This window comes from Allobosea sp. P1_A7, assembly GCF_056406775.1.
On the sequence record NZ_JBFTZN010000064.1, the window covers coordinates 1 to 26,622 of the forward strand.

The window sequence follows — 26,622 nt, forward strand, 5'->3', positions numbered from 1 at the left end:
GCCGTGGAGACCCTGATGGGCATCGTGCTCGCGATCGACAAGTTCAATACCGCCATCGGGAAACTCGCCGGCTGGACGATTCTGATCCTGACCCTGGCGATCAGCTACGAGGTCTTCTCGCGCTACGTCCTGCGTGCACCCACCGAATGGGCCTTCGACGTCAGCTACATTCTCTATGGCACTCTGTTCATGCTGGCCGGCCCTTACGCGCTCGCACGCAATGCCCATGTGCGCGGCGATTTCCTCTATCGCCAATGGGCCCCGCGCACGCAGGCCGGGCTCGATCTGGCGCTGTATTTTCTGTTCTTCTTCCCCGGAGTCATCGCGCTGGCCTGGGCCGGATTCAAGTTCGCCGCCTTCTCCTGGATGATCGGGGAGCATTCCTCGAACTCGCCCAACGGGCCGCCGCTCTATCACTTCAAGTCGCTGATCCCGATCGTCGGGGTCCTGATGTTCGTCCAGGGGCTCGCCGAGGTGGCGCGTTGCGTCATCTGCCTGCGCACGGGCGAATGGCCCCCTCGCCTGCATGATGTCGAGGAGACCGAGAAGCTCATCCTCGAGGAAGCCGCAACCCGCGAGGGATCGATTTGATGTTCGGACTGGGCAATCCCGAACTGGGCGTGGTCATGCTCGTCCTGTTCATCCTCTTCATCATGCTTGGCTTCCCCATCGCCTTCACGCTGATGGCACTCGGCGTCGGCTTCGGTTACTGGGCGATGGGCGACAATGTCTTCGCGCTGGTCGTGCAGCGAGCCTATTCGGTCATGGCCAGCGACGTGCTGGTCTCGATTCCGCTCTTCATCTTCATGGGCTACATCATCGAGCGGGCGAACATCCTCGACAGGCTGTTCCACTCGATCCAGATCGCGCTCGGCAATGTTCCCGGCTCGCTGGCCATCGCGACGCTCGCGACCTGCGCGATCTTCGCGACCGCAACCGGCATCGTCGGGGCGGTGGTGACGCTGATGGGGCTGCTCGCCTTTCCCGCCATGCTGCGTGCCGGCTACGACGTGAAGCTCTCGGCCGGCGTCGTCTGCGCCGGCGGCTGCCTCGGCATCCTGATCCCGCCGAGCGTCATGCTGATCCTTTATGGCGCGACCGCGGGTGTCTCGGTCCCCAAGCTGTATGCGGGCGCGCTCTTCCCCGGGCTCCTGCTGGCCGGCCTCTACATGGTCTATGTCATCGTTCGCTGCACCCTCAACCCGGCGCTGGCGCCGAAACTGCCGAAGGAACAGACGGACGTTCCCTGGAGCAAGGTCCTCTGGGCGCTGATGACCAGCTTCTTTCCGCTGACCATCCTGATCATGTCCGTGCTCGGTGCTATCTTCTTCGGGCTCGCGACGCCGACCGAAGCGGCCGCGATCGGCTCGCTCGGCAGCCTGATCCTGGCCGCAGCCTATCGCTCGCTCTCGTTCGGCAAGGTCAGGGAATCGGTCATCCTGACGGCGCGCACCTCGGCGATGGTCTGCTGGCTCTTCGTCGGCTCCTATATCTTCTCGTCGATCTTCGCGATTCTCGGCGGGCACGAACCGATCAAGGATCTGGTCACGGCGTTGAACCTGTCGCCGACCATGTTCCTGATCGTCGCGCAGCTGATCATCTTCGTGCTCGGCTGGCCGCTGGAATGGACCGAGATCATCGTGATCTTCGTGCCGATCTTCCTGCCTCTGCTGYAGTTCTTCAATATCGACCCACTGTTCTTCGGCATCCTGATCGCGCTGAATATCCAGACCTCGTTCCTCTCCCCGCCGGTAGCGATGGCACCCTTCTATCTGAAGGGCATCGCGCCACCGCACGTGACCATCAACCAGATCTTCTCCGGCGTGATGCCCTATCTGCTGATCGTGCTGTTCGCGATGGTGCTGGTCTATGTCTTCCCCGGCATCGCGCTCTGGCTGCCGAAATACCTTTACGGCTGAACGCCGCCGAGCATCCTGCGAGCAGGACAGGAACCTGCCCGCCCTTGCGGCCCCGCTTGTTCGGGGCCGCTGCCTTGCCTACAGATCACGGGCCCTGCGAGACGTGCTGGGACGGAGGGCGAGGTTCCGCCCGTGACCCGAGGCCTCATGACAACGACGCCGACGCCTGTTCCCGAGACCGGCAGCCCTCAGCCTGGTCGCAAGGGGCGACTGCATGGCGCGACGGTCGCGACGCTGCGCCGGATGATCATCACCGGCGAATTGCCGGCGGGACAGAAGCTGCGGGAGCAGGAGATCTGCGAACAGCTCGGCGTCTCGCGCACGCCCCTGCGGGAGGCCCTGCGCACATTGGCAGCACAGGGATTGGTGAGACTGACGCAGAATCGCGGCGCCGAAGTCGCCTCGCTGACCCTCGACGATATCCTGGGCCTCTACGAAGTCGTCAGCACCCTGGAAGCCCTGGCGGCGCGGCTCGCCTGCAAGAACATCTCGGACGAGACCGTCGCCGAGATCGGCATGCTGCATTACCGGATGATGCGGCACCAGGCGCGCGCCGAGCAGCTGGAGTATTTCGCGCTCAACCAGCAGATTCATCGGGCACTTGTCGAGGCGGCGCGCAACGCGGCCCTGCTCGAAGCCTGGGAGGGATTGTCCGCACGCATCGAGCGCGCGAAATACCTTCCGAACCTTCAGCCCAGGCGCTGGAAGGCGGCGATGCAGGAGCACGATGCCATGCTCGCCGCCCTTGTCGCCCGCGATGGCGAGGGCCTGGCGCGGCTCATCCAGATCCATTTTGCCAATAGCCTCGCCGCCATCCTCGCCGCCGCCAACCCGGGCGGGGAGCATGCGGCCGAGACGCCAACGCGGCAGGGCGATGACGAGCATGAGACGCCCTGACGGGCAGCTCTATCGCCCCTGCCAGTTGGGCGCGCGCTTGGCCAGGAAGGCTTCCATGCCCTCGCGGAAGTCGGCGCTCATGTAGCACATCAGGACGAGGTCCTCGTCGTCGGCATGGCCGCGTGCAGCGGCGATCCGGCGCAAGCCTTCCTTGGTGGCGCGCATCGTCAGCGGCGCATGGCCCGCGATGGTCTGCGCCAACTCTCCGACCCGCGTGAGCAGAGCCGCATGATCGGTCACCAGCTCGCCGTAGAGGCCGGCGCGGTGGCCTTCCTCCGCCTCGATCAACCGAGCCGTGAAGACCATGTCCTTGACCCGCGCGGGCCCAAGCAGCGAGGCGAGCCGGGAGAGGTTGTTCATCGACAGGCAGTTGCCGAGCGTGCGCGCGATCGGGAAGCCGAAGCGGGCCGACTGCGTCGCGACCCTGAGATCGCAGGCACAGGCGATGGCGGCTCCGCCGCCGGTCACGGCGCCCGAGATCGCCGCGATCGTCGGAATCGGGCAGCTCTCGATCGTGGTGATGATCTCCTCGATCCGCGTTTCGTAGTTGAGGGCGTCCTCTGGCTTGTTGAACGCACGAAACTGCGAGATGTCGGTGCCTGCAGCGAAGGCTTTGTCACCTGCCCCGGTCAGGACCAGAACCTTGGGTGAACCATGGCCCTCGATGTCGCCGCAGATCGCTGCGATGCGGTCATACATCCCGAAGGTCAGCGCGTTGCGGGCCTGCGGACGGTTGAGGGTGATGGTGCCGACCCCGTCCTTCAGATCGTAAAGAATCTCGTCGTTCATCAGCCCGCTGCTCCTTCAGATCACCCCGGCCTCGCGCAACCGCGCGACCGCTCCTGAGCCATAGCCGAGTTCGGCCAGGATCTCGGCATTGTGCTCCCCTGCCTCCGGCGTCGGCGAGACGACGCCGGCGGGTGTCCGCGACAGGCCGACCGGCTCGCCCACCACCCTGAAATCCCCAAGGATCGGATGGCTGACCGGCTGTGCGATGCCGAGATGCTGCACCTGCGGGTCGTCGAACATCTCGTCGACGGCATAGATCGGTCCGGCCGGAACGGCATGGTCCTCGAAGGCCGCAAGCCAATGCGCCGAATCCCTCTGGGTCAGGATGCTCTCGATGATGACCCGCAGTTCCGGGCGCTTGTCGTAACGCTTTTCCATGCTGTCATAGACCGGGTTGTCGCCGAGTTGGGGATGACCGATCGCCTTGCAGAAGGAGCGCCAATGGCCCTCGGCGCCGACGCCGATATTGATATGGCCGTTCTTCGTCGCGTAGACGCCCATCGGCGTCGAATAGGGGTGATCGTTCCCGGCCTGCGGCGGCACCGTTCCCTCGACCAGGAAGCGCGCAGCCTGGAAATCCATCATCGCGATCTGGGCTTCGAGCAGGGAGGTCTGGACCCATTGACCGAGCCCCGACGTCTCGCGCTCGGTAATCGCCACCAGCGCCCCAAGCGCGCCATAGAGGCCCGCAGCCGAGTCTGCGACGGCGATTCCGGCGCGCACCGGCCCCTGCCCCGGCAGGCCGGTGACCGACATCATTCCACCCATCCCCTGGGCGATCTGGTCAAAGCCGGCGCGGGTCCGGTAGGGACCGCTCTGGCCGAATCCGGAGACCGAGACCAGGATCAGGCGCGGATTGAGCTTGTGCAGCGTGTCGAAATCGAGCCCGAGCCTGTCCTTCACGTCCGGGCGGAAATTCTCGATCAGCAGATCAGCACTCTCGATCAGCTTGAGCAGGATCGCTTTGCCCTCGGCAGTCTTCAGGTTCAGCGTCAGCGAGCGCTTGTTGCGGTGCAGGTTCTGCATGTCATAGCCATGCCGCGCGCCGCTCATGTTCTCGTTCGGATCGAGCCCCGGCGGGCTTTCGACCTTGATCACGTCCGCACCGAAATCCGCAAAGACGCGTGCGCAGGTCGGCCCGGCCCGCACACGTGACAGATCGAGAACACGCAGTTTCGCAAGGGCGGAGGAAGGCGTCGGGCGGGGCATGGCTCGGCAGGCGTTGGCGACAAGGGCGCCGACTATGGGTGCACCCCGGCGGGGCGTCAACGCCCCTCACATCTTGCATGCAAAACCATGCGGATGCAGGCCCCTTCAGCTAAGGCATTCGAAGACAGCCCCAAATAACCGAGAAATATGTATGCAAACGAAGTCGAAGCTTGAGCCGCCGGATCACGTCCGCTTCGCCGCTCCTGTTCTCGTCGGGCTTTCCAAGGCAACAGGATCGCTGGCCGGAAAGGTCGCCCGAAGAGCATCGTTCAGTTCGGCGTCCTTGCCCTTCCCGCGTTGCGCCTTCCTTTGCTCCGCCTGCTCCTTGCGCAGGCTTTGCGTGGCCGGATTGGCCTTCTTGACCGCGCTCGCCATGACATCCCCCGCTTCGGATCACTGATTGTCGCGATACACGTCGCGACACGAAACGAAACGCGAATCCCGCCTCAGCGTTCCCTGTGCCGGGCGCTAGGGCCGCCTGTGACCATAGGCATGGTGCACGATACGGCTGAATGAGCGATAGAGTTGCTCGAGCCGATCGAAATTCCCGCCATCCTGCGTGATCGGCCCGGCGCTATTGGCGATGGCGACCAGTTGCAGCGCGATATCGCCGCGCGGGATGTCGTTGGAAAGCTCGCCCCGTGCCACGGCCTGATCAATTCCGGCGACCACGAGATTCTCGAGCGTCAGGCCGAACTGAGCCAGCGCCTCGCGCGCCTTTGGGCCGATCACATCCTGCTCCAGCCGCATCCGGCCGATCAGGCTCCAGGGATTGGCGGTCGTGGCCGTTGGATTGTAGCGGAGATAGCGCTGACGGTTCGACTCCATCATGCCATGGATCTTGTCTTCGAAGCTCTTGTCGCTGCGCCAGTTCGCCTCCCAGTTCGCCAGCGTCTGCTCGACGTAGTCGACAATCACCTCCTCGGCGAGGTTGAGCTTGTTGCCGTAGTAATAGTGGATGTTCGCGCGCGTCGTGTTGAGGACGTCTGCGACATCCCGGAAGCGGAAGCCCTGGTAGCCATTGCGGATCAGGAGCTCTGCCGAGATTTGCTTGATCTCCTGCTTCATATCTCACTCCGCCGCATCGATTGCGCCCTTCTGGAACCGTTTCGAGCCGCCGTCCAGTGTGCCGCGTCGCGGATGGATCTTCTCGCCAGAACGCTTCTGCATTGGCGCCATGCCAGATCGCGAAAGGGCTGGACGCAAGCCGGCAGCACTCCCATCTGCCACGGGCGCGGCATGATGAGCCGGGCGTCGATACGCAGGAGCGCTGCATGGTTGATTTCTCGGTCCTCGACCTCTCCCCGGTGATCGAGGGGCAGGAGCCCGGCGACGCTCTGCGCAATTCTCTCGACCTTGCCCGCCACGCCGAGGCGCTCGGCTATCGCCGCTACTGGGTCGCCGAGCATCACAACATGGTCGGCATCGCCAGCGCCGCAACGGCAGTGGTGATCGGCTATCTTGCGTCTGGAACCAAGACCATCCGCCTCGGTGCCGGCGGCATCATGCTGCCCAACCACGCGCCTCTCGTCATTGCCGAGCAGTTCGGAACGCTGGAATCGCTCTATCCGGGCCGGATCGATCTCGGCCTCGGCCGCGCTCCGGGCACCGACCAGCGCACGGTTCGGGCCCTGCGACGCGACCCGATGGCCTCGGACAGCTTTCCGCAGGATGTGCTCGAGGTGCAGGCTTTCCTCGCCCCCGTGCAGCCCGGGCAGGTGGTGCAGGCCGTGCCAGGGGGAGGCACCGAGGTGCCGCTCTGGATCCTGGGTTCCAGCCTGTTTGGCGCGCAGCTCGCTGCAGAACTCGGTCTGCCCTACGCGTTCGCCTCGCATTTCGCACCGGACGCGCTGATTCAGGCGCTTGCGATCTACCGCGAGCGTTTCAAGCCGTCGGAGCAGTTGGATCGGCCCTATGCGATGCCGGGCATCAACGTCATTGCCGCCGATACGGATCAGGAGGCTCGCTATCTCTTCACCTCGGTCCAGCAGCGCTTCATCGACATGATTCGTGGCACGCGCGGCAAGCTGCAGCCACCGATCGACGATATCGAAAGCTACTGGTCCCCGGCCGAGAAGGCACATGTCTCGCAGATGCTGCGCTACGCCTTTGTCGGCTCGCCGGAAAGCCTGAAGCGCCAGCTCGATCCGTTTCTCGACGCGACGGCGGCCGACGAGGTGATGGTCACGGCACCGATCCACGATCACGGCGCTCGCAAGCGCTCCTACGAGATTCTCGCCGGCATCGTTCCGGCCCTGGCGAGAAGCCAGCCCAGGGCCGCGCAAGCGTCATTGCACCCGTGACACGCGGACGCTGAGACTGGCGCGTCGCGAGGCGCGCCAGAGATTGAGGGCGAGGGCCGCGAGGAAGAATCCGGCCTGGACCACGACGATGCACGGACCGGTCGCGGCATCGAGATGAAAGCTCAGGATCGTACCGAGCACGCTTGAGACGGTCGCAACACCGGCCGCCACCATGAGCATCCGGTCGAACTGGCGCGTCATCAGATAGCCGATGGCCCCCGGCGCGATCAGCATCGCAACGACCAGGATGATACCGACTGCCTTGAGTGCCGCGACGATCGTCAGCGCCAGCAGTATCAGCAAGCCGAAATGCAGCGCTGCGACCGGGAGGCCAATGGCACGCGCATGAGCCGGATCGAAGGAGACGAGTAGAAAATCGCGCCGCTTCGCCAGCATGATCGCGATGGTCGGCACCGCGATCAGCGCCGTCTCCGCGATATCGGCCCAGCGCACGCCTAGCATGTTGCCGAACAGGATATGCATCAGGTGCTGGTCGCTATCCACCTTGACGAAGAGCACCAGCCCCAGCGCAAACATGCCGGAGAAGACGATGCCCATCACCGTGTCCTCCTTCACCCGACTGTTCTGCTTGAGGTAGCCGATACCGACGGAGCAGCCGAGCCCGGCAGCGAAGGCGCCGATCGCCAGCGGCAAGCTCAGGATATGGGCGAGCACGATGCCGGGCAGCACCGCATGCGAGACCGCATCACCCATCAGCGACCAGCCCTTGAGCACGAGGAAGCAGGAAAGCACCGCGCAGACGAGGCCGACCAGCACCGCGACGATCAGCCCCCGCTGCATGAACTCATGCGCAAACGGCGAAAGGAACMAGGTTTCGATCAGGCTCATGCGGCTTGCTCCGGAAGGGCCCGGGCCGCCCGGCGCGCCGCAAGACGGCCGTGCTTCGGCGCGAAGATGAACGCGAGCAGGAACAGTACGGTCTGGAAGACGACGATCAGCCCGCCGGTCGAACCGTCGAGAAAGTAGCTGGCATAGGCGCCGATCGCGCTGGTCGCGACACCCATCGCAACCGCGATGATGATCAGGCGACCGAAACGGTCGGTCAGCAGGTAGGCGGTTGCGCCCGGCGTCACCACCATGGCGATCACGAGGCAGGCTCCGACCGTCTGCAGGGCTGCGACCGTGCAGGCGCTGAGCAGCACGAAGAAGAGGATCTTCAGGCGCGTCGGCGAGAGGCCGACGCTGCGTGCCTGGTTCTCGTCGAAGAAGACCAGCATCAGGTCCTTCCAGCGCGCGATCAGGATCACCAGAGAGACGAAGGCGATGATCGCGACCTGGACGACGTCCTCGTCGGAGATGCCGAGGATGTTGCCGAGCACGATCGATTGGACGTTCACCGAGGTCGGGTTGATCGAGACGATCAGCAGCCCGACGGCAAAGAACGTGGTGAAGACGATGCCGATCACCGCATCTTCCCGCAATTGCGTGCGCACCCGGACCAGGGACATGGCGAGCGCCGCCAGCAGGCCGGAGAGGAAGGCACCGGCGGCATAGGGCAGCTTCAGCAGATAGGCGAGCGCGACGCCCGGCACGATCGCATGCGCCAGTGCGTCGCCCATCAGCGACCAGCCCTTGAGCATCAGATAGCAGGACAGGAAGGCGCAGACGCCGCCAACCAGCGCCGAGACCCAGATGGCCTTGACCATGTACTGGTAGGCAAAGGGTTCGAGCAGGAGGTCGATCACCGGACCACATCCCTGCTGGCGTCGACAACCACCTCGTAATCGCGCTCGCCATAGAGCACGAGCGGGCGTTCGTCGTCGGTCAGGACGGTGACGCGCCGGTCGTCGGCATCGTCATGGAGTTGCGCGCCGCCGAGTCGGAAATGCCGGAGCACGCCGCCGAAGGCCCGTTGCAGATTGGCTTCGGTGAAGGTGGTCGCGGTCGGGCCAGCCGCCAGCACGGTCTTGTTGAAGATCACGACCTGGTCGCAGAAATCCGGGATCGAGCCGAGATTATGGGTCGAAACCAGCATCAGCCGCCCTTCGGACCGCAATTCCCGCATCAGACCGACGATCGCATCCTCGGTCTTGACGTCGACACCGGTGAAGGGCTCGTCCAGCAGGATGACCTGCCCGCCCTGCGCCAACGCCCGCGCGAGAAAGACGCGCTTGCGCTGGCCACCACTGAGCTCCCCGATCTGGCGGCGTCGGAAATCCAGCATATTGACGCGCGCGAGCGCCTCCTCGACGGCCTCCTTGTCGGCGCGCCGGGCTATGCGCATCAGGCCCATATGGCCGTAGCGTCCCATCATCACGACATCGTCGACGAGAACCGGAAAGCTCCAGTCGACCTCCTCGGACTGCGGCACATAGGCGACGAGCCCGCGCTTCAACGCCTGCCGCACCTCCAATCCCGCAATCGCGACGCTGCSCTGAGCCGGCTTAAGAAAGCCCATGAGCGTCTTGAACAGGGTCGACTTGCCCGAGCCATTAATGCCGACCAGGGCGCAGATCGTGCCCGCGCCGAGGGCAAAGGAGGCATCGTTCACCGCTGTCACGCCATTGCTGTAGCGCACCGTCACGCCCTCGACCGCGATCGAGGGTGTCAGGCCAAGCGCGCCCGGTCGGCCAGTCACATGAATGTTCACTGCCCGAACCCCTTCGCGATCGTGTCGACGGTCACCTCCAGCAGCTTCAGATAGGTCGGTACCGGCCCGTTCTCGGCGGAAAGCGAGTCGACATAGAGGACGCCGCCATAGGCCGCTCCGGTTTCGCGGGCGACCTGCCTGGCAGCCTTGTCGGAGATCGTGCTCTCGCTGAAGACGGCGGGAATCTTGTTCTTGCGCACGAGATCAATCAGGCGCCGCACCAGCTGCGGTGTGCCCTGTTCATCGGCATTGATCGGCCAGAGATAGGCCTCCCGCCAGCCGAAATCGCGCGTGAGATAGCTGAAGGCGCCTTCGCTGGAAACGAGCCAGCGGCGGCCTTCCGGCACCTTGTCGAGCCGGGCACGCAACGGCGCGTCGATCGCCTTGATCTGCTCGGAATAGGACTTCGCGTTCCTGGAATATGTCTCGGCATTCGCAGGGTCCGCAGCCGCCAGCGCCTTTCGAATGTTCTCGACATAGATCAGCGCGCTCGCCGTCGACATCCAGGCATGCGGATTGGGCTTGCCCTCATAGGGGCCCTCCTTGATGCCCATCGGCAGGATGCCCTCGGTCACGACCGCGCTCTTCACATTCTTGACGTTCTCGAAGAAGCGCTCGAACCAGCGCTCGAGATTCAAGCCGTTCCAGAGCACGAGATCGGCCGATTGCGCCTTCACCACATCGAGCGGCGTCGGCTGGTAGTCATGGATCTCGGCACCGGGCTTGGTGATCGATTCCACGATCGCTGCAGTGCCGGCGACGTTCTGCGCGATGTCCTGGATCACCGTGAAGGTCGTGACGACGCGCAACGGCTTGACCTGCCCCGCCTGAGCCAACACTCCCTGGCTCGTTGCTGCAAAACCGGCCGCGAAGGCGATGGCGGCGGCCAGAATCGTGAAGCGTCGACGCGAAGGCATGATCTCTCCTGCTACAGGCTCGATCCATTTACGCTAATGCAAATCACTTGCATCTGTCAACGCAATTGCAAATGATTTGCGATAAGCCTCAATTTTTGCGAATGCGTCTCAACATGCTATCCCGGTGACATGAAGGGAATCGACAAACGGGTAGCCCTCTTCGAGGAGGAGCTCAGGCGGGCGGGACTGCGGATGACGCAGCAGCGCCGGCTGATTCTGCGCGTGCTGGCCGAGGCCGACGACCACCCCGACGCCAAGGGTATCTTCACGCGCGCCTTCGCGCACGACCCGACCCTGTCGCTGTCGACGGTCTATCGGACGATGAAGCTGCTGGAGACTCAAGGCGCGATCGAACGCCACGCGTTCGAGGACGGCGTCTCGCGCTACGAGCACGCAGACCAGCATCACCATGATCATCTGATCGATGTCGAGACCGGTCAGGTCGTCGAATTCTCGTCGCCCGAGATCGAGGCGCTACAGGCCAAGATCGCTGCCGAACTCGGCTATGAGATCGTCCGTCACAGGCTCGAATTGTACGGACGGAAGATGCCGGGCACCAGCAAGCGCAAGAGTGCAGGGAAGACTGACTGAGCCGCCATGGTCGGGCAAAATCCCGGCCATCACCGTCTCCCCGCAAATGCATCCTGAGACATCATGCGCGCCACAAGGTCGGGCACGATGTCGGAGCGATCAGATCATCTGACCTTCTTGTGTTTGCATCGGTGCGATAACTACTATCCGCTCTTCGCACCGATGCTGTGGCCGGCCTCAGCCCGCCTTGCGCTTGTTCTGACGGTTTGAAATCAGATCGTCGACCACGGCGGGATCGGCCAGCGTCGACGTATCGCCGAGCGCGCCGAATTCGTCCTCGGCGATCTTGCGCAGGATACGGCGCATGATCTTGCCCGACCGCGTCTTCGGCAGGCCGGGTGCGAACTGGATCAGATCCGGTGAAGCGATCGGGCCGATCTCCTTGCGCACATGGGCGACCAGTTCCTTGCGCAGCGCCTCGCTCGACGCCTCTCCCTGCATCAGGGTGACATAGGCGTAGATGCCCTGCCCCTTGATGTCATGGGGATAGCCGACCACCGCGGCTTCCGAGACCTTCGGATGCGCCACCAGTGCCGACTCGACCTCCGCCGTGCCCATGCGGTGGCCGGACACGTTGATCACGTCGTCGACGCGGCCGGTGATCCAGTAATAGCCGTCTGCGTCGCGCCGGCAGCCGTCACCGGTAAAGTACTTGTTCGGGTAGGTGGCGAAATAGGTTTCCTCGAAGCGCTTGTGGTCGCCATAGACCGTGCGCATCTGGCCGGGCCAGCTCTCGGCAATCACCAGATTGCCTTCGGTCGCCCCCTCCAGCACCTTGCCTTCGGCATCGACGATCTCCGGCTTGACGCCGAAGAAGGGCCGCGTTGCCGAGCCGGGCTTGAGCTTGGTCGCACCGGGCAGCGGCGTGATCAGGATTCCGCCCGTCTCGGTCTGCCACCAGGTATCGACGATCGGGCAGCGATCATCCCCGACGACGCGGTGATACCACTCCCAGGCCTCCGGATTGATCGGCTCGCCGACCGAGCCGAGCAGGCGCAGCGACTTGCGCTTGGTCTTCTTCACCGGCTCCTCGCCAGCGCCCATCAGCGAGCGGATGGCAGTCGGCGCGGTGTAGAAGATGTTGACCTTGTGCTTGTCGACAACCTCCCAGAAGCGCGAGATCGTCGGATATGTCGGGATGCCCTCGAACATCAGGGTCGTCGCGCCATTCGCCAGCGGGCCGTACACGATATAGCTGTGCCCGGTGACCCAGCCGACATCGGCCGTGCACCAGTAGATGTCGCCGTCATGGTAGTCGAAGACGTATTGATGCGTCATCGAGGCATAGACGAGATAGCCGGCGGTGGTGTGCAGGACGCCCTTGGGCTTACCCGTCGAACCCGAGGTGTAGAGGATGAAGAGCGGGTCTTCGGCCTTCATCTCGACCGGCGGGCAATGCCCGGAGACCTTCGCCGCCTCCTCGTGATACCAGACGTCACGGCCCTCCTGCATCGCGACATCGCTGCCGGTCCGCTTGACCACGATCACGGTCTTGACCGGGGCCTTTTCGGCCGCCGCGTCGACATTGACCTTGAGCGGCACCTTGCGCCCGCCGCGCAGGCCTTCATCCGCCGTGATCACCACGTCCGAGGTCGCATCGGCGATGCGCCCGGCCAGCGAATCAGGAGAGAAGCCGCCGAAGACGATCGAGTGCACCGCACCGAGCCGCGCACAGGCGAGCATCGCATAGGTCGCCTCGGGGATCATCGGCATGTAGATCGTGACGCGGTCGCCCTTCTTGACACCCTGCGCCTTCAGCACATTCGCGAACTTGCAGACCTCGGTATAGAGCTGGCCGTATGTGATCTTCTTGGATTCCGACGGATCGTCGCCTTCCCAGATGATGGCCGTCTGCTTGGCGCGCGTCGCCAGATGCCGGTCGACGCAGTTGTAGGAGACGTTCGTAGTGCCGTCTTCATACCATTTGATCGAGATCTTGCCCGGCTTGTAGCTGACGTTCCGCACCTTGCTGAACGGCTTGAACCAGTCGATCCGCTTGCCGTGCTCGGCCCAGAACTTGTCGGGGTCCTTGATCGAGGCCGCGTACATCTTCTTGTATTTGGCGTCGTTCAGATAGGCCTTTTTGGCCCAGGCGGCCGGCACGTCATAGATCTTGTCGGACATAGAAGACTTCTCCCCGGACTTGGACCGCAATCAGCCCATCTTCGTCGCGGCTCATGGCATGAGTGCCGGATTCCTCGGCAAATAACGACCGCTTCTTTCGAATTGCGCGCATCATAAAGCGCGAAAGAGCGGCGGCAAGCCACGCGCCCTCGCACTTTGGTTTCAAAGACTTTTGGCGAGGGTCGGATCGGTCCGCCACGCGCCGGATTGCCGGTTATCGCGCAATATTGGCCGTCATTGCCGCAACCGACGCGGCCCTGCCATGCGCTCGACGAACCACTCGAACGGCCCCTTGCTGAAGCTCCGCGACCATAGCGACGCCAGCACCAGCAGGGACGCGTAGATGGCAGCTGCCGCGAGCATGCAGGCCGCGGGCCCGAGGCGCCCGTAAAGGCCAAGGCCATAGCCGAGAAAGATCAGCACGCAGACGATCGACTCGGACATGTAGAGTGAAAGGGACAGGCGGCCATCCGCCTGAAAGATCCGGCCGATGCGCATGCCGAGCTGCCGGTTGAAGAAGCTCAGGCCGGCACCGATCATCACGAGGCTCATCAGCGGCGGGAAGACGCCGCGCAGGATGAGCTCGGCTGCAGCAAAGGCCGGTTTCGCCGGGCCGGGAGGCGCCATCGCCACCGCGGCGTAAGCGAAATTGCCGACGAGGGCGGGCAGCCAGAGAAAGCGCGCCAACGCCGCCCCCGGTGCGGCGAGGCTGCTCAGCGAGGCGGTGCCGAGATGGCGGAAGGCGGCCATGCCGAGGAAGAACATGCCCGCGACATGCGGCAAGGTGATCAAGGGCGCCAGACCGTAGAAGATCGCCCATTCCATCAGCCGATAGCGCGCGATCGCCAGGAAATCGCCGGAACGATGCACCGCAACGACGGCTGCATCCGCACCGGTGGCCGGATCGGGCTCGATGATGCCGATGATTGCAAGCAGGGCATGGGTCAGGATCGCCAGCAGCCACATCAGGGCAGCCGCCTTGAGCAGGCGTCCCAGCGACCAGCGGGCCGCGAGCGGCAGGATCATTCCGAGAAGCGCGTAGGCGAGCAGGATGTCTCCTGCGAAGAGCAGCAGGCCATGGGCAACGCCGAGCAATCCGAGCGCGAGCAGGCGACGCCGATAGYGCCCTTCGCCGTTGGTTGCGATCTGCCGCGCCGCGCCATAGCCGAACAGAAACGAGAAGATCAGAACGAATTTCGCCTCGAACAGGGCCTGGATCAGGAACACGGCAAGACGATCCAGGGCGCCGGGAAAGGCGGAGCGCCACCAATCGCCGCCGAAGCCGAACGGCATGGCGAAGAAAGGCAGGTTGACGACGAGGATGCCGAACAGGGCGATGCCTCTGATCGCATCGACGGCCGGGTCGCGCCCCGGCACCGCACCACGTGCAGGCGTCATTGCGCGGCCTCGGTCAGCTTCAGGAGCGCCTCGCGCGCAGCTGCAGCATCGGCGGGATCGAGCTTGGTGACGAAGGCGCCGTCGACGGCAAGGCGGATGGCAATCGCCAGCCCGCGCGGCAGGCCATCCGAACAGGCGGCTTCGAGCCAGCGACGGTCGGCGCTGAGCAGGGGCACCAGCGCCGGCGACTCCGGAGGCAATCCCGCCAGCAGGATCCCGAGCAGCCGGTCGACATCGCCTCCGTCGGTGAAGGCCATGCGGATATAGGCGCGCAGCCAGCGGCCCGGCCCATCGGGCTCGGCAACGCTCGCGCGTTCTTCGGCGATCGCAAGATCGACAAGGCTGACGATGCCCTCGACCAGAGCGATCAGAAGGCGCTCCTTGTCGGGGAAATGGTAGAGAATGCCGCCCTTGCTCACGCCGGTTTCGGCTGCGAGCCTGTCGAAAGTCAGGGCGTCGATACCGCCTCCGACGATGATCGCGCCCGCTGCCTCGAGCAACGCCGCCTTCTTGCTGCTACGCAAGTCCATTCTCCATAACTATACCGTCTGGGCGGTATAGTTATGGCTTGACCCCTGCGACCGCAAGAGGTCGCAGAGCTCGTCTATCCTTCAGAGCCCGCCCATCTTGCAGACCAGTGCCCATTCATCGTCGGTCACCGGTTGCACGGACAGGCGGAAGGACGTGACCAGCGCCATCTTGGCGAGTTCCGGCGTGGCCTTCACCTGAGCAAGGGTCACAGGCTTCGGCAGCGGCTTCACCGCCTTGAAGTCGACATAGACCCAGGGCTCGCCCGGGTTCGCGATATAGTGCTCCTTGATGACCTCGACGATGCCGACGACCTCGAGCCCCTCGTTCGAGTGGTAGAAGAAGACCTGATCGCCGAGCTTCATCGCCATCAGGTTGAGCTTGGCCGTATGATTCTTCACGCCATCCCAATGCGTGCCCTTGGCACCAGCCTTAACCTGGTCGTCCMAGGACCAGACCGATGGTTCGGATTTGACCAGCCAGTGAGCCATCAGACGTCATCCTCTTTCGTCGGAGCAGGCGGACGCAGCGCGGCCTCGCCCTGTTCGTTCCAGAATCGCACCATCTCGCGTGTCAGCGCGGCATAATCCTGCGGGCCGAGTTCGACCCTGACCTCGCCCTCGCCGAAGGGCAGAATCAGCACGAAGCGGTGGGTATCATCGCCGCGCCGCCGTCGATGCTGGATCACCGGTCCGGCGGGCACACGCCCGGCCAACGCCACCGGCATGCTCWCGGCAACCAGCTCCGAGCCAGTGGTCTTCCGTACCTCAGCGACGCCGCGCGCCACCCGCTTGCTCAGATCCGACCAGTCGCCTGCCATTGCTGCCTCTGCTACGTCACTGCGTTACGGCCGGATCTCGACCCGGGTCCCTTGCGCAACGCGAGCCCAGATCCCGCGAATCTCGGCATTGGTGACCGCAATGCAGCCATCCGTCCAGTCGCGGCTGAGGTGCAGCCGGCCCAGCCAGCCAAGCCCGTTGCGAATGCCGTGGATCATGATGTCGCCACCCGGGGCAAAACCTGCGCGCTGGGCGTCCTCACGATCCAGGCGATCAGGATAGGAGATGCGAAGCGCGAGGTGATAGCGGCTGCGCGGGTGCTTGAAATCAATGTCRTAGACGCCTTCCGGAGTCCGGCCGTCGCCCTCCTTCACCTTATCACCGACCGGACTCGAACCCAGCGCCACCGAATAGCGGGCCAGGACGCGGCCATCCCGTTCCAAGGTCAGCTGACGTGCGGCCTTCTCGATGAGGACGCGGGTCGCCTGTTCGTCGGGAGCCGCGAGTTCAGGAACCGTTCGGGCGATCTGCAAGAACTCCAGCCCCAGGGCAAGCACGAGACCTGCACTCACCGCCAGCGCCGCGCGTCGCAGAGGCTTTCGCGCCAACTCAGTTCTCCGCCCGGACCGGTCGCGCCAGCAATCCCGTGACCGCTTCGCGAACGCCGATGCGTTCGGCGATAATGGCCGCAACGGCCTCGGCGATGGGCGTCTCGATGCCGCGTGCCTGCGCCATCTCTGCCAGGACCGACGTCGTGAAGGCGCCCTCGGCCAGTTTGCCTCCAGCGGCCTCGGCCGGTGTCTTGCCCTGGCCGAGTGCCAACCCATAGGCGAAATTGCGTGACTGTGCGGACGCGCAGGAGAGCACGACATCGCCCAACCCCGAAAGCCCCATCAACGTTTCCGGCTGCGCACCAAAAGCCTCGCCGAAGCGCCTGAGTTCGGCAAAGCCACGCGCCACCAGCGCGGCACGGGCGCTCTCGCCATAGCCGAGCCCGATCGCGATCCCCGCTGCGATCGCCAGCACGTTCTTCGCGGCTCCGCCGATCTCGACGCCACGGATGTCGACGCCGTGATAGATGCGAAAGGACGCGGAACTCAGCGCCTCGGCCAGATCCTGCGCCAGATCCGCCTCGCGCGCTGCCAGTGTCAGAGCCGTCGGTAACCCGCGTGCGATATCGGCGGCAAAGCTCGGACCGGACAGGATGGCCGGGACCGCACCGGGCCAAAGCTCGGCGATGATTTGCGTCGTGAACAAGCCGCTCTTCTGCTCGATGCCCTTGGCCGCCGAGATCGTCGGCACGCCATCCGGCAAGGCTTGCGCGAGCGCGGTGCAGACCTGTCGCAGCGCCTGGGTCGGAACCGCGAGGATCAGCGCCTGTGCATCGGCAAGCGCGGCAAGCTCGGCAACCGGCGATACGGCGGCAGGCAACGTCGCGCCGGGCAGGCGCGGCACCTCTCGACGCTCCCGCATGGCCGCGATGGCCTCGGGATCACGGGCCCAGAGCAGCACGTTTCGCCCGGCCCGCGCCGCGGCCAGAGCCAGTGCGGCACCGAAGGAGCCGCCGCCTACGACGCCGATTGTCTCGAAGGCCTTGCTCATCTCGGCGCGCTCACGTCGCTCACGGATCACGCTTTGGCCTTGAGCTCGTCCAGCGGCCAGCGTGGCCGGGCAACCGCGCTCATGTCGTCGACAAGCCCGAGCCTCAGCCTCTCAAGCCCAGCCCAAGCGATCATCGCGCCATTGTCGCCGCAAAGCGCGACCGGTGGCGCGACCATCGGCAGGCCGGCCTCGGTCGCAAAGCGGGTCAGTCCGCGCCGGATCGGCTGGTTGGCGGCAACGCCACCGGCAACCACCAAGGCCGTGGGCATGATCCCGGCCCCACGGCAGGCGCGCAGGCCCGCTCGCGTGCGGTCGACCAGCACGTCGACGACCGCTGCCTGGAAGGAGGCGCAGAGATCGGCGACGTCGCGGTCGGAGAGCGGCGCAATGCGTTCGRCCACCAGCCTGACCGCGGTCTTGAGGCCGGAAAGCGAGAAATCGGGATTGGGGCGCCCAGCCATCGGCCGCGGAAACTCGAAGCGTTCGGGATCGCCCTTCTCGGCTTCCCGCTCGACCGAGGGGCCGCCCGGATAGGCCAGACCGAGCATCTTTGCGATCTTGTCGAAAGCCTCGCCGACCGCGTCGTCGATGGTTCCGCCCAGGCGCAGATAATCGCCGACGCCGCGCACCGCCAGGAGCTGCGTATGCCCGCCCGAGACCAGCAGCAGCAGATAGGGAAAGGCAACGTCGTCGGTCAGCCGCGCCGTCAGCGCATGCGCTTCGAGATGGTTCACCGCAATGAAGGGGCGGCCGGTTACCAGCGCGATCGCCTTCGCCGTGGTCAGCCCGACCATGACGCCGCCAACCAGACCCGGCCCGGCAGCAGCAGCGACCGCGTCGATCTCGGAGGGCTTGAGTCCGGCATTCGCGAAGGCGCGAGCGACGATGCGGTCGATGGCCTCGACATGCGCGCGCGCCGCGATCTCCGGCACCACGCCACCATAAGCCGCATGTGCGGCGATCTGACTCAGGATCTCGTTGGACAGGATTTTGGCCTCGCCGGCGCGATCGACGCCAACGATTGCAGCCGCGGTCTCGTCACAAGTCGTCTCTATCCCCAGAACGCGCATGATCGATCGACAAATCTCGGACAGGTTTCGGCCGGAACAGGCCACAAGGAGAGGCGGGCGGAGCTCCGACGGTTTCGCGCCGGGGATTCCCTCGTATAGTGCGCCACGGAGCATAAGGCCAAGAGGCCGTGGAGTTCGCTGGCCAGCGGCCGGCATCAGGAAGACGCAAAGAGAATGAACGAGATCGCAGCTTCGGTTCGCGGACGCCAGGTCGGCCGCTTTGTCATCGGCACGCGCGGCAGCCCCCTGGCGTTGGCGCAGGCCAATGAGTTCGCTCGCCGCCTTGCCGAGGCTCATGGCTGGGCGAAGGACGAGCTACCGCTCGAAATCATCGTCACGACGGGGGACTCCATTCGCGATCGCCCCCTCTCGGAGGCCGGCGGAAAGGGTCTGTTCACCAAGGAGATCGACCAGGCTCAGATCGAGGGCCGGATCGACTACGCTGTCCACTCCGCCAAGGATCTTCCCACCAAATTGCCCGACGGCCTCACCATCGCTGGCTATCTCCCCCGCGAGGATGTGCGCGACGCGTTGATCGCACGCGGCATTTCCCGCGTTGCGGACCTGCCGCAGGGCGCGGTCGTTGGTTCGGCCTCGCTGCGCCGCCAGGCCATGCTGAGGCGCGCCCGGCCCGATCTCGAGATCGTCCTGCTGCGCGGCAATGTCGCAAGGCGGCTGGAGAAGGTGGCGAGTGGAGAGATCGACGCGACCCTGCTCGCCATCGCCGGGCTGAAGCGGCTCGGGCTCGCCGACAAGGCAAGCGGCATCCTTTCCATCGAGGAATCGCTTCCGGCCGTCGGCCAGGGTGCGATCGCTGTTGCGGTTCGCATCGGTGACACCGCAAGCACGGAAGCTGTCCAGCCGATCCTTTGCCGTGACACCGGCATCGCACTCGCCGCCGAACGTGCCTTCCTGACCGAGCTCGACGGTTCCTGCCGGACGCCGATCGCCGGTCATGCCACCGTCGAGGGCGACCGCTTCCATTTGCGCGGGCTGCTGCTCTCGCCCGACGGCACGGCGATGGCCGAAGATAGCTGCAGCGGTCCCGTCAGCGAGGCCGCGGAACGTGGAGCCGAACTCGGACGCGCCTTGCGCGCCAGGGCTCCGGCGGGGATCTACTCATGAGGCCGGGTGTTCCATGAACGCCAACGACGCGACAGGAGGGCGCATGCGCGTATTCGTGTTCAGACCGCAGGCGGATGCCGAACGCAGCGCCCGCGCGCTCGCCGCCCATGGACATGAGCCGATCGTGGCGCCGCTTTTCGATGTGGTCCGCCTCGCCGAACCGGTACCCAAGGGCACATTCGCGGCGTTGATCCTGACCAGCGGCAATGCTGTGCCGGCCCTCGCCGATGCCCCATCCGCCTGGCGGGACCTGCCGGTCTTCACCGTCGGGGCGCGGACGGCCGCGAAGATGCGCGACGCCGGTTTCGAGGATGCCCGCAGTGCCGATGGCGACCGCAACGACCTGATCGCTCTGGTCCAGCGCAACATCCCCACGCCGGCACGCCTGCTTCTGGTCGCTGGCCGGGACCGCCATGACGATATCGCGGAGCGCCYGGGCAAGGCTGGCTACGAGATCGCGAACTGGACGGCCTATGCGGCCGAGGCCAAGCCCAGCCTGCCCGAAGTGGCGGCCGCCAGCCTGCGGGATGGGCGCGCCGAAGCCGCACTTCACTATTCACCACGAGGCGCCCAGACCTTCCTCGCCCTGACACGTGCCTCCACTCTCAGTGAACAGGCGCTGGAACTGACGCATGTCACGCTTTCGGCGGAGGTTGCGGCCCCCTTGATCGCAGCAGGCGCCAGCACGGTTCTGGTTGCGGAATACCCCGAAGAGGCGGCCCTGCTGGCCGCGCTGGATCAAGTGACCGCTCGCAATCGTCGCGCAGGGGATGTTAGACAGGCCGTGGCCGCGCCGGCCGGCGTCGAGACGGACAAGGATGCGATGAGCGAGCCGCAGACAGCCACGCCGCGCGGACGCCACCGGCGAACTCCCCCGACCATCGACGGCAGGGTAGAGGCGGCAGTGACCGCGACACCAGAAGCTGCTTCGGCAGAGACTGACCAGCCTCCCCCCGCAGCCACGCAGCCCAGTGAATTCACACCCGGAATCACATCTCCGGCGCCTGAGCCCGTTGGCTTGGCTCCATCTGAGCCTGCGCCGCCCGTTTCAGGCGAGCCGTCTCCCCCTCCGCGGCTGCCATGGGCTGCTCTGGCCGCCACCGGCCTGATCGGCGGCATCCTTGGGGCGGGTCTCATGACACTGGTCGGTTCCCGCTCGACGCCCGATACCAGCGAACAGCAGATCGCCGAACTGAAGGGGCGCATAGAGACCCTGCAGCGCACGACGACCAATCTGCAAAGTGCTGTCACAAGCCTGCCCCAGCGCGCAGCGCTGGAGGCGCTCGATCGCCGGGTCAGCGCGACATCGGAAGCTGCCGCCACTGTCGCCGCGGAAGCAAAGACCGCCGCAGCACGGCTGGCGGAACTCGCAAACGCTCCCGCCCCGGCCACGGCCGAGAACAGCTCCGCCATCGCCGGGCTGACGCAACGCCTCGGCACCGTCGAGACGCTGGCCAAGTCCGCGGCCTCGCCGAGCCCGCAGGCATTTGCCGCCGCGCGCATCGTGCTCGCCGAACGCATCCAGGGCGCGCTTTCTGCCGGCAGGCCCTTCGCGGCCGATATCGCGGCTCTCGGCAAGGGCGGCGGCTCGGCCGAACAACTGGCCGCGCTCTCCGCCGTCGCCACAACCGGCGCACCGACGCAGGATGCGCTGCTGGCGCAATTCCGGGTTCATCGCGCCATGTTCGATCGCGAAATGACGCCGGCCGCCAAGGATTGGCAGGATCGCCTGCTTGGGCTCGCCAGCAAGGTCGTCACCATTCGCCCGGTCGGAGATACCGGCGCAAACGACCCTGCAACGCTGGTGATCCGCCTGGAGAATGCGCTTGCGCATAACGAATTCGGCAAGGCCGCCGGCCTCTGGGCTCAATTGCCCGAGCCGGCGCGGCGGGACAGTGCCGAGTTCGGCACCAGTTTGCAGAGGCGCGCTGCCGCTGACGCCGCGATCGGCAGGATTGCACAGGATGCGGTTGCCGCGCTCGGCGCGGGTGGCTGACGGAGGATAGCGTTCAATGGTTCGCGTGCTGCTCTATCTCTTTGTCATTGCCTGCCTCGCGGCTGGTGCCGTCTGGCTGGCCGACCGCCCCGGCGAGGTCTCGGTCCTCTGGCAGGGCTACCGCATCGAGACGAGCGTCGCGATCGCGGCAATCGGCGTCATCATCCTGGCCTTCCTCGCCATGCTCGGATGGGCCGCGGTGCGCTTCGTTCTGGGCCTGCCCTCGGCCTTCAGCTTCGCCTCGCGAGCGCGACGTCGGGCCCGCGGCTTCGAGGCCGTCTCCCGTGGCATGGTCGCAATCGGTGCGGGTGATCCAGTGGCTGCCGGCCGCTACGCCGTCGACGCCCGCAAGTTTTCCGGCAACGAGCCGCTGACCCTGCTGCTCGAAGCACAGACGGCCCAGCTCTCGGGTGACAGGGGCCGGGCGGAAGCCGCCTTCAAGGCCATGCTCGACAAGCCGGAAACTCGCGTGCTCGGCCTGCGCGGTCTCTTCGTCGAGGCCCGTCGCCGTGGCGACATGACGGCTGCGCGCGCCTTCGCGGACGACGCCGTGCGGCGCTCCCCCTCGCTTGCCTGGGCCAATGACGCCCTGCTCGATTTCCACACCAGCGCCGGAGACTGGCAAGCAGCGCGCACAGCCGTCGAACGCCGCGCCGCCCTGCGTCTCGCCGAAAAGGCGGATGCCAAGCGCCAGCGCGCTGTGCTGCTGGCGGCGGAAGCCCTCGACGCGAAGGGCAGCGAACCGGAGAAGGCCTTGGCCGCCGCCCTGGAAGCGACAAAACTCGCCCCAGGCCTCACGCCGGCAGCTGCCCTTGCAGGGCGCATGCTCGCCGAGCGCGGCGATATCCGAAAGGCCGCCAAGCTGCTCGAAGCCGCCTGGCGCGAGGTCCCGCATCCCGACATCGCCGCCGCTTATCTCGATGTGCGCCCCGGTGACAGCGCGCAGGACCGGCTCGCACGGGCCGAAACGCTCGTAAGGCTGCGTCCGGCCGATCCGGAAGGCGTGCTGGCTCTGGCCGGCGCGGCGATCCATGCCCGTGATTTCGCCAAGGCCCGCCAGGCGCTGAAGCCGCTGCTGGCCGGCGGTGCGTCCGTCCGCGTCTGCCTGCTCATGGCCGAACTCGAAGAGGCCGAACATGGTTCGGCCGGCCGGGTTCGCGAATGGCTCTCGCGCGCCACGCGCGCGCCGCGTGACGCAGCCTGGGTCGCGGACGGGCTGGTCTCTGACCATTGGCTGCCCGTCTCGCCGATTTCCGGGCGCCTCGATGCCTTCGTCTGGACGGTTCCTCCGGCGACGCTCGTCAGCCAGGCGCCGGCGATCGACGATGTGCTGGCCGATCTCGACGATTCCGCACCGCTGCTGGAAGGGCGTGCCGAGACGATGGCACCCGTCGAGACCGCCAAACCGGTGATCGAGCAGGCAACGCTCGTCGCACCCGAGCCGGCGAAAATCGAGCCCGCGAAGCCTGCAGGGGACGAGAAGCCTGCGACCGAGCCTGTCGCCAAGGGTGAACCGGCCGTCGCGGCCAAGCTCCCAACTCCGGTCGCCGAGGCGACAGTGGCTCCTGCGACCTCAGCCTCGGTCCGCGATCATCGCCCCTCCCCGGTGATCTTCCCGGTATCGCACGCACCGGACGACCCGGGCCCCGAAGACGTTCAACCGGCCACGGCCGCCAAGGCAAAGTTCCGCCTCTTCGGCTGACCGGCGAGCGCGCCGGCCAGCGCNNNNGCGCGCTCGCCTCGTCTGCACGGGCGATCGCGCGAAAAGGGGTGCGGGTCTCCCTCCCGCCCCTTATAGCGGTCTGCATGAACACCGAACCTACTGCCCCACTATCGACCTCCCCGGACAACGCAGAGGGCGTCAGCCTGCATGTCGCTCCGGAGCAGGCAGGAATGCGCCTCGACAAGGCGCTCGCCATGCTTGCCGGCGAAATCTCACGCGCCCGCCTGCAGCAGGTCATCCGGGAGGGTGGTGTGAGCCTCAACGGCGCGATCGCAGGCGATCCGAGCCGGAAGGTCGCCGCCGGCGACGTCCTGACCCTGGTCATGCCTGCGGCCAGGCCGCCCGCGCCCCTGGGCCAATCGATCCCGCTCGAGGTCGTCTATGAGGACGATGCTCTGATCGTGATCAACAAGCCGGCCGGCCTCGTCGTTCATCCCGCGGGGGGACATGAGGACGGTACTTTGGTCAATGCGCTGATCGCTCATTGCGGAGACAGCCTCTCCGGCATTGGTGGCGTCAGGCGACCCGGCATCGTGCATCGGCTCGACAAGGATACCAGCGGGCTTCTCGTCGTGGCCAAGACCGACAAGGCCCATCAGGGGCTTGCCAAGCAGTTTGCCGACCATGGCCGCACCGGGCCGCTGGAGCGCGCCTATCTCGCGCTGGTCTGGGGTACGCCGCGCCGGCCGCATGGCACGATCGAGGCCGCCCTCGAGCGTTCACACCGCAATCGCGAGAAGATGGCGGTCGTTGCCGAAGGCCGCGGCCGCGAGGCAATCACCCACTTCACCGTTCTGGAGCGCTATCCGCCGCTGCTTCGCGGGCAGGAGGAAACCGAAGCCCTGGCCAGCCTGATCGAGTGCAGGCTGGAAACTGGTCGCACGCATCAGATCCGCGTCCATATGAGCCATCTCGGTCATCCCTTGCTGGGCGACCAGCTCTATGGCTCCGGCTACATGACCAAGGCAAGCCGCCTTCCTGACGGCGCACGCGATGCACTGGCCGCCCTCGGCCGGCAGGCACTGCATGCAACGGTACTCGGCTTTGCCCATCCGGTGACGGAGGCGGAAATGTATTTCGAAGCGCCTCCGCCTGCCGATTTTGCAAATCTGCAAGCGGAACTCGCGGCCCTGTGAGCTAATCTGGCCACTTCGCCCACTTTCCGCCAAGCTCCATTGGCATATAATGAGGCTTGGATGCGGATGGCTTAAGGGGCGCCGCATGGGGCCGGGCTCGACGAACCCTCACAGGGTTCGCGCGTTGGTTCAGGCACATCATCCAAAACCTGCGCGAGGGTCGTTCGCGCGGTTGGCTTGCCGCGAAGCGGGAGCCAGGAAAGGAGAAACGAGCATGGCGATTGCATCGCTGCCCGTCATGTCCGCGGAGGGCGGACTTTCACGTTATCTCGAAGAAATTCGCAAGTTCCCGATGCTGGAGCCGAGCGAGGAATACATGCTCGCCAAGAGCTGGCGCGAGCATGGCGACCGCGATGCGGCGCATAAGCTCGTCACCTCGCATCTGCGGCTGGTGGCCAAGATCGCCATGGGCTATCGCGGCTACGGCCTGCCGATCGGCGAAGTCGTGTCCGAAGGCAATGTCGGCCTGATGCAGGCGGTCAAGCGCTTCGAGCCCGACAAGGGCTTCCGTCTTGCAACCTATGCGATGTGGTGGATCAAGGCCTCGATCCAGGAATATATCCTGCGCTCCWGGTCGCTGGTGAAGATGGGTACCACCGCGAACCAGAAGAAGCTGTTCTTCAACCTGCGCAAGGCGAAGAGCAAGATTTCGGCACTTGGCGAGGGCGATCTCAAGCCGGATCAGGTCAAGACGATCGCGACCAAGCTCGGCGTCAACGAGCAGGACGTCATCGACATGAACCGCCGCCTCGGCGGCGATGCGTCGCTGAACACGCCGTTGCGCGAGGATGGCGAGGGCGAATGGCAGGACTGGCTCGTCGACGACAGCGAAAGCCAGGAACGTCGCCTGGCCGACTCCGAGGAAAGCGACAACCGCCACCAGGCGCTGCGCGAAGCACTGACGGTGCTCAATCCGCGCGAACGCCGGATCTTCGAGGCTCGGCGCCTGGCCGATGACCCGATCACGCTAGAGCAACTCTCCGAGGAATTCGGGGTCTCGCGCGAACGCGTCCGGCAGATCGAGGTTCGCGCCTTTGAGAAGGTGCAGGAAGCGGTCAAGAAGGCCTTGACCAGGATCGAAGCACCGCGCGCCGCCCTGCCCGCGAACTGAGACCTGAATTCGTCGGCAGCACGATACGAAAAGGGGGCGGTGACGCCCCCTTTTCTGTTCAGTAGAGCGGCGCCAAGGGCTGCAGGGGCAGCCGGAACGGCCCGAGATAGACCCGCCCCTCGCGCAGGACGACCGGCGGCAGAGGCGTAAGCCCAGGTGTGCCCCCGCTCGGCTTGCCACCAAGCAGTCCGCCAAGACCAGCGGCAAGACCACCGAGCTTTATGCCACCAATCCGATCGATGCCGGCGACACCGGCGTCGATCTGACCGGACAGGCGATGCGTCTGGTCGAGCAGCAGACGCCCGCTCGCCTCGAGCCGAGCAGCCCCCTTTGTCATCAGCAGTCGCGTCAGTTCGATCTGCCCGCCGGTGGTACGCCAGGCTTCGAGCGCATCGGGATTGAAGCCGGCCTTGAACGCCAGCGACTGGGTCAGACTCGCCTGCATCTCGACATCACCAGGTTCAGTGGTTCCGAGCAGCGCATCGAGCGCGGGCAGCACCGAGCCTTTCGCTGTCAGCGCAAGATCCGCCACCTGCTCGGTCGCAAAACGCGCCGGGTTTCGGCGCAGATGCACGTCCAGCTGATTGGCGCGCCAGGTTTCGTTGCTCGCGCCGGGCGCGGTCAATGTCGCATTCGGCTCGACCAGCACCATGGAGAAACGCTCGGGCTCGCGCTCTTTCAACGCCAGGCTGGCCTCGAGCTGACTCCAGCCGAGATCAAGTTTGCGGCCTTCAGGCAGGGCAGCCTGCAGCGGCCCCTTCACCTCCAGGATGACGAGGCCGGGCGTATAGATC

General features: G+C 65.5%; 27 protein-coding genes. 10 read left to right on the forward strand and 17 right to left on the reverse strand.

Annotated features, from left to right (window positions below; all coding sequences use genetic code 11):
• The 3 genes from AC1D34_RS13445 to AC1D34_RS13455 all read left to right on the forward strand — a co-directional run.
• Window positions 1–591, forward strand: a 591-nt coding sequence (locus AC1D34_RS13445) for a TRAP transporter small permease subunit (protein ID WP_476824473.1), incomplete at its 5' end; no start/stop codon positions are given.
• Entirely contained in the window at window positions 591–1,919 is a 1,329-nt protein-coding gene (locus tag AC1D34_RS13450; protein WP_476824474.1) for a TRAP transporter large permease, read from the forward strand. The genes AC1D34_RS13445 and AC1D34_RS13450, both read left to right, overlap by 1 nt.
• 147 nt (window positions 1,920–2,066) lie before the next feature.
• Entirely contained in the window at window positions 2,067–2,816 is a 750-nt protein-coding gene (locus tag AC1D34_RS13455) for a GntR family transcriptional regulator (protein WP_476824475.1), read from the forward strand.
• Between the two features lie 9 nt (window positions 2,817–2,825).
• Here the strand turns inward: AC1D34_RS13455 and AC1D34_RS13460 are convergent, their stop codons facing one another.
• The 4 genes from AC1D34_RS13460 to AC1D34_RS13475 all read right to left on the reverse strand — a co-directional run bounded on the left by AC1D34_RS13460 (window position 2,826) and on the right by AC1D34_RS13475 (window position 5,882).
• Window positions 2,826–3,605, reverse strand: a complete 780-nt coding sequence (locus tag AC1D34_RS13460) for an enoyl-CoA hydratase/isomerase family protein (RefSeq protein WP_476824476.1) — start codon at window positions 3,603–3,605, stop codon at window positions 2,826–2,828.
• A 15-nt stretch (window positions 3,606–3,620) separates the two neighbouring features.
• Window positions 3,621–4,814: a CaiB/BaiF CoA transferase family protein gene (locus tag AC1D34_RS13465; protein WP_476824477.1), complete on the reverse strand. Its 1,194-nt coding sequence runs from the start codon at window positions 4,812–4,814 to the stop codon at window positions 3,621–3,623.
• Between the two features lie 183 nt (window positions 4,815–4,997).
• The gene (locus AC1D34_RS13470) at window positions 4,998–5,189 is read right to left on the reverse strand and encodes a hypothetical protein (RefSeq protein WP_441492216.1); all 192 of its coding nucleotides are present in this window, start codon (window positions 5,187–5,189) and stop codon (window positions 4,998–5,000) included.
• A 93-nt stretch (window positions 5,190–5,282) separates the two neighbouring features.
• A complete protein-coding gene (locus tag AC1D34_RS13475; RefSeq protein ID WP_476824478.1) occupies window positions 5,283–5,882 on the reverse strand; it encodes a TetR/AcrR family transcriptional regulator in 600 nt (199 codons plus the stop codon).
• A gap of 206 nt (window positions 5,883–6,088) precedes the next feature.
• On the opposite strand from AC1D34_RS13475, the gene AC1D34_RS13480 reads away from it, so the two are divergent.
• The gene (locus AC1D34_RS13480) at window positions 6,089–7,117 is read left to right on the forward strand and encodes an LLM class flavin-dependent oxidoreductase (protein WP_476824479.1); all 1,029 of its coding nucleotides are present in this window, start codon (window positions 6,089–6,091) and stop codon (window positions 7,115–7,117) included.
• Here AC1D34_RS13480 and AC1D34_RS13485 read toward each other — a convergent pair.
• Genes AC1D34_RS13485 through AC1D34_RS13500 form a run of 4 tightly spaced genes read right to left on the reverse strand, consistent with a single transcriptional unit; the run spans window position 7,103 to window position 10,645 of the window.
• The gene (locus AC1D34_RS13485) at window positions 7,103–7,966 is read right to left on the reverse strand and encodes a metal ABC transporter permease (RefSeq protein ID WP_476824480.1); all 864 of its coding nucleotides are present in this window, start codon (window positions 7,964–7,966) and stop codon (window positions 7,103–7,105) included. The genes AC1D34_RS13480 and AC1D34_RS13485 overlap by 15 nt on opposite strands.
• Window positions 7,963–8,823 (reverse strand): metal ABC transporter permease, encoded by an 861-nt coding sequence (locus tag AC1D34_RS13490; RefSeq protein ID WP_476824481.1) that lies wholly within the window; start codon window positions 8,821–8,823, stop codon window positions 7,963–7,965. Before AC1D34_RS13490 ends, AC1D34_RS13485 begins: the two co-directional genes overlap by 4 nt.
• Window positions 8,820–9,728, reverse strand: a complete 909-nt coding sequence (locus AC1D34_RS13495; protein WP_476824482.1) for a manganese/iron ABC transporter ATP-binding protein — start codon at window positions 9,726–9,728, stop codon at window positions 8,820–8,822. Before AC1D34_RS13495 ends, AC1D34_RS13490 begins: the two co-directional genes overlap by 4 nt.
• On the reverse strand, window positions 9,725–10,645 hold the full coding sequence (locus AC1D34_RS13500) for a metal ABC transporter substrate-binding protein (RefSeq protein ID WP_476824483.1): 921 nt from the start codon (window positions 10,643–10,645) through the stop codon (window positions 9,725–9,727). The genes AC1D34_RS13495 and AC1D34_RS13500 overlap by 4 nt, the downstream gene beginning before the upstream one ends.
• Before the next feature lie 129 nt (window positions 10,646–10,774).
• On the opposite strand from AC1D34_RS13500, the gene AC1D34_RS13505 reads away from it, so the two are divergent.
• Window positions 10,775–11,236: a Fur family transcriptional regulator gene (locus tag AC1D34_RS13505; protein WP_176733307.1), complete on the forward strand. Its 462-nt coding sequence runs from the start codon at window positions 10,775–10,777 to the stop codon at window positions 11,234–11,236.
• Window positions 11,237–11,413: 177 nt separating this feature from the next.
• On the opposite strand, the gene acs is transcribed toward AC1D34_RS13505, so the two are convergent.
• The 8 genes from acs to tsaD form a co-directional block, all read right to left on the reverse strand.
• Window positions 11,414–13,360, reverse strand: coding sequence for an acetate--CoA ligase (gene acs, locus AC1D34_RS13510; protein WP_476824484.1), 1,947 nt, complete (start codon window positions 13,358–13,360; stop codon window positions 11,414–11,416).
• A 234-nt stretch (window positions 13,361–13,594) separates the two neighbouring features.
• The gene (locus AC1D34_RS13515) at window positions 13,595–14,758 is read right to left on the reverse strand and encodes a DUF418 domain-containing protein (RefSeq protein WP_476824485.1); all 1,164 of its coding nucleotides are present in this window, start codon (window positions 14,756–14,758) and stop codon (window positions 13,595–13,597) included.
• The gene (locus tag AC1D34_RS13520; RefSeq protein ID WP_476824486.1) at window positions 14,755–15,282 is read right to left on the reverse strand and encodes a TetR/AcrR family transcriptional regulator; all 528 of its coding nucleotides are present in this window, start codon (window positions 15,280–15,282) and stop codon (window positions 14,755–14,757) included. Before AC1D34_RS13520 ends, AC1D34_RS13515 begins: the two co-directional genes overlap by 4 nt.
• Window positions 15,283–15,369: 87 nt before the next feature.
• The gene (locus tag AC1D34_RS13525; RefSeq protein ID WP_476824487.1) at window positions 15,370–15,777 is read right to left on the reverse strand and encodes an EVE domain-containing protein; all 408 of its coding nucleotides are present in this window, start codon (window positions 15,775–15,777) and stop codon (window positions 15,370–15,372) included.
• Window positions 15,777–16,106, reverse strand: coding sequence for a hypothetical protein (locus AC1D34_RS13530; RefSeq protein WP_476824488.1), 330 nt, complete (start codon window positions 16,104–16,106; stop codon window positions 15,777–15,779). Before AC1D34_RS13530 ends, AC1D34_RS13525 begins: the two co-directional genes overlap by 1 nt.
• Window positions 16,107–16,130: 24 nt before the next feature.
• Entirely contained in the window at window positions 16,131–16,673 is a 543-nt protein-coding gene (locus AC1D34_RS13535) for a L,D-transpeptidase family protein (protein WP_476824489.1), read from the reverse strand.
• A gap of 1 nt (window position 16,674) precedes the next feature.
• Entirely contained in the window at window positions 16,675–17,667 is a 993-nt protein-coding gene (locus AC1D34_RS13540; RefSeq protein ID WP_441492195.1) for an NAD(P)H-dependent glycerol-3-phosphate dehydrogenase, read from the reverse strand.
• Window positions 17,668–17,693: 26 nt separating this feature from the next.
• The gene (gene tsaD, locus AC1D34_RS13545) at window positions 17,694–18,737 is read right to left on the reverse strand and encodes a tRNA (adenosine(37)-N6)-threonylcarbamoyltransferase complex transferase subunit TsaD (RefSeq protein WP_476824490.1); all 1,044 of its coding nucleotides are present in this window, start codon (window positions 18,735–18,737) and stop codon (window positions 17,694–17,696) included.
• A 174-nt stretch (window positions 18,738–18,911) separates the two neighbouring features.
• Between tsaD and hemC the strand changes: the two genes are divergently transcribed.
• From hemC to rpoH, 5 genes are all read left to right on the forward strand, one after another.
• On the forward strand, window positions 18,912–19,862 hold the full coding sequence (gene hemC / locus AC1D34_RS13550) for a hydroxymethylbilane synthase (RefSeq protein ID WP_476775270.1): 951 nt from the start codon (window positions 18,912–18,914) through the stop codon (window positions 19,860–19,862).
• A 43-nt stretch (window positions 19,863–19,905) separates the two neighbouring features.
• A complete protein-coding gene (locus AC1D34_RS13555) occupies window positions 19,906–21,858 on the forward strand; it encodes a uroporphyrinogen-III synthase (protein WP_476824491.1) in 1,953 nt (650 codons plus the stop codon).
• A gap of 16 nt (window positions 21,859–21,874) precedes the next feature.
• Window positions 21,875–23,560, forward strand: a complete 1,686-nt coding sequence (locus AC1D34_RS13560) for a heme biosynthesis protein HemY (protein WP_441505640.1) — start codon at window positions 21,875–21,877, stop codon at window positions 23,558–23,560.
• Window positions 23,561–23,664: 104 nt separating this feature from the next.
• Entirely contained in the window at window positions 23,665–24,717 is a 1,053-nt protein-coding gene (locus tag AC1D34_RS13565; RefSeq protein ID WP_476768843.1) for an RluA family pseudouridine synthase, read from the forward strand.
• Window positions 24,718–24,931: 214 nt separating this feature from the next.
• Window positions 24,932–25,828 (forward strand): RNA polymerase sigma factor RpoH, encoded by an 897-nt coding sequence (rpoH, locus tag AC1D34_RS13570; protein WP_476824492.1) that lies wholly within the window; start codon window positions 24,932–24,934, stop codon window positions 25,826–25,828.
• 58 nt (window positions 25,829–25,886) lie between these two features.
• Here rpoH and AC1D34_RS13575 read toward each other — a convergent pair.
• Window positions 25,887–26,622 (reverse strand): DUF2125 domain-containing protein (locus AC1D34_RS13575; protein ID WP_476824493.1); only part of this gene is annotated, 736 nt, incomplete at its 5' end.

Coding starts and splice junctions, on each gene's coding strand:
- AC1D34_RS13455 (WP_476824475.1), top strand. CDS start 2,067: ATGACAACGACGCCGACGCCTGTTCCCGAGACCGGCAGCCCTCAGCCT.
- AC1D34_RS13460 (WP_476824476.1), bottom strand. CDS start 3,605: ATGAACGACGAGATTCTTTACGATCTGAAGGACGGGGTCGGCACCATC.
- AC1D34_RS13465 (WP_476824477.1), bottom strand. CDS start 4,814: ATGCCCCGCCCGACGCCTTCCTCCGCCCTTGCGAAACTGCGTGTTCTC.
- AC1D34_RS13470 (WP_441492216.1), bottom strand. CDS start 5,189: ATGGCGAGCGCGGTCAAGAAGGCCAATCCGGCCACGCAAAGCCTGCGC.
- AC1D34_RS13475 (WP_476824478.1), bottom strand. CDS start 5,882: ATGAAGCAGGAGATCAAGCAAATCTCGGCAGAGCTCCTGATCCGCAAT.
- AC1D34_RS13480 (WP_476824479.1), top strand. CDS start 6,089: ATGGTTGATTTCTCGGTCCTCGACCTCTCCCCGGTGATCGAGGGGCAG.
- AC1D34_RS13500 (WP_476824483.1), bottom strand. CDS start 10,645: ATGCCTTCGCGTCGACGCTTCACGATTCTGGCCGCCGCCATCGCCTTC.
- AC1D34_RS13505 (WP_176733307.1), top strand. CDS start 10,775: ATGAAGGGAATCGACAAACGGGTAGCCCTCTTCGAGGAGGAGCTCAGG.
- acs (WP_476824484.1), bottom strand. CDS start 13,360: ATGTCCGACAAGATCTATGACGTGCCGGCCGCCTGGGCCAAAAAGGCC.
- AC1D34_RS13540 (WP_441492195.1), bottom strand. CDS start 17,667: ATGAGCAAGGCCTTCGAGACAATCGGCGTCGTAGGCGGCGGCTCCTTC.
- hemC (WP_476775270.1), top strand. CDS start 18,912: ATGAACGAGATCGCAGCTTCGGTTCGCGGACGCCAGGTCGGCCGCTTT.
- AC1D34_RS13560 (WP_441505640.1), top strand. CDS start 21,875: ATGGTTCGCGTGCTGCTCTATCTCTTTGTCATTGCCTGCCTCGCGGCT.
- AC1D34_RS13565 (WP_476768843.1), top strand. CDS start 23,665: ATGAACACCGAACCTACTGCCCCACTATCGACCTCCCCGGACAACGCA.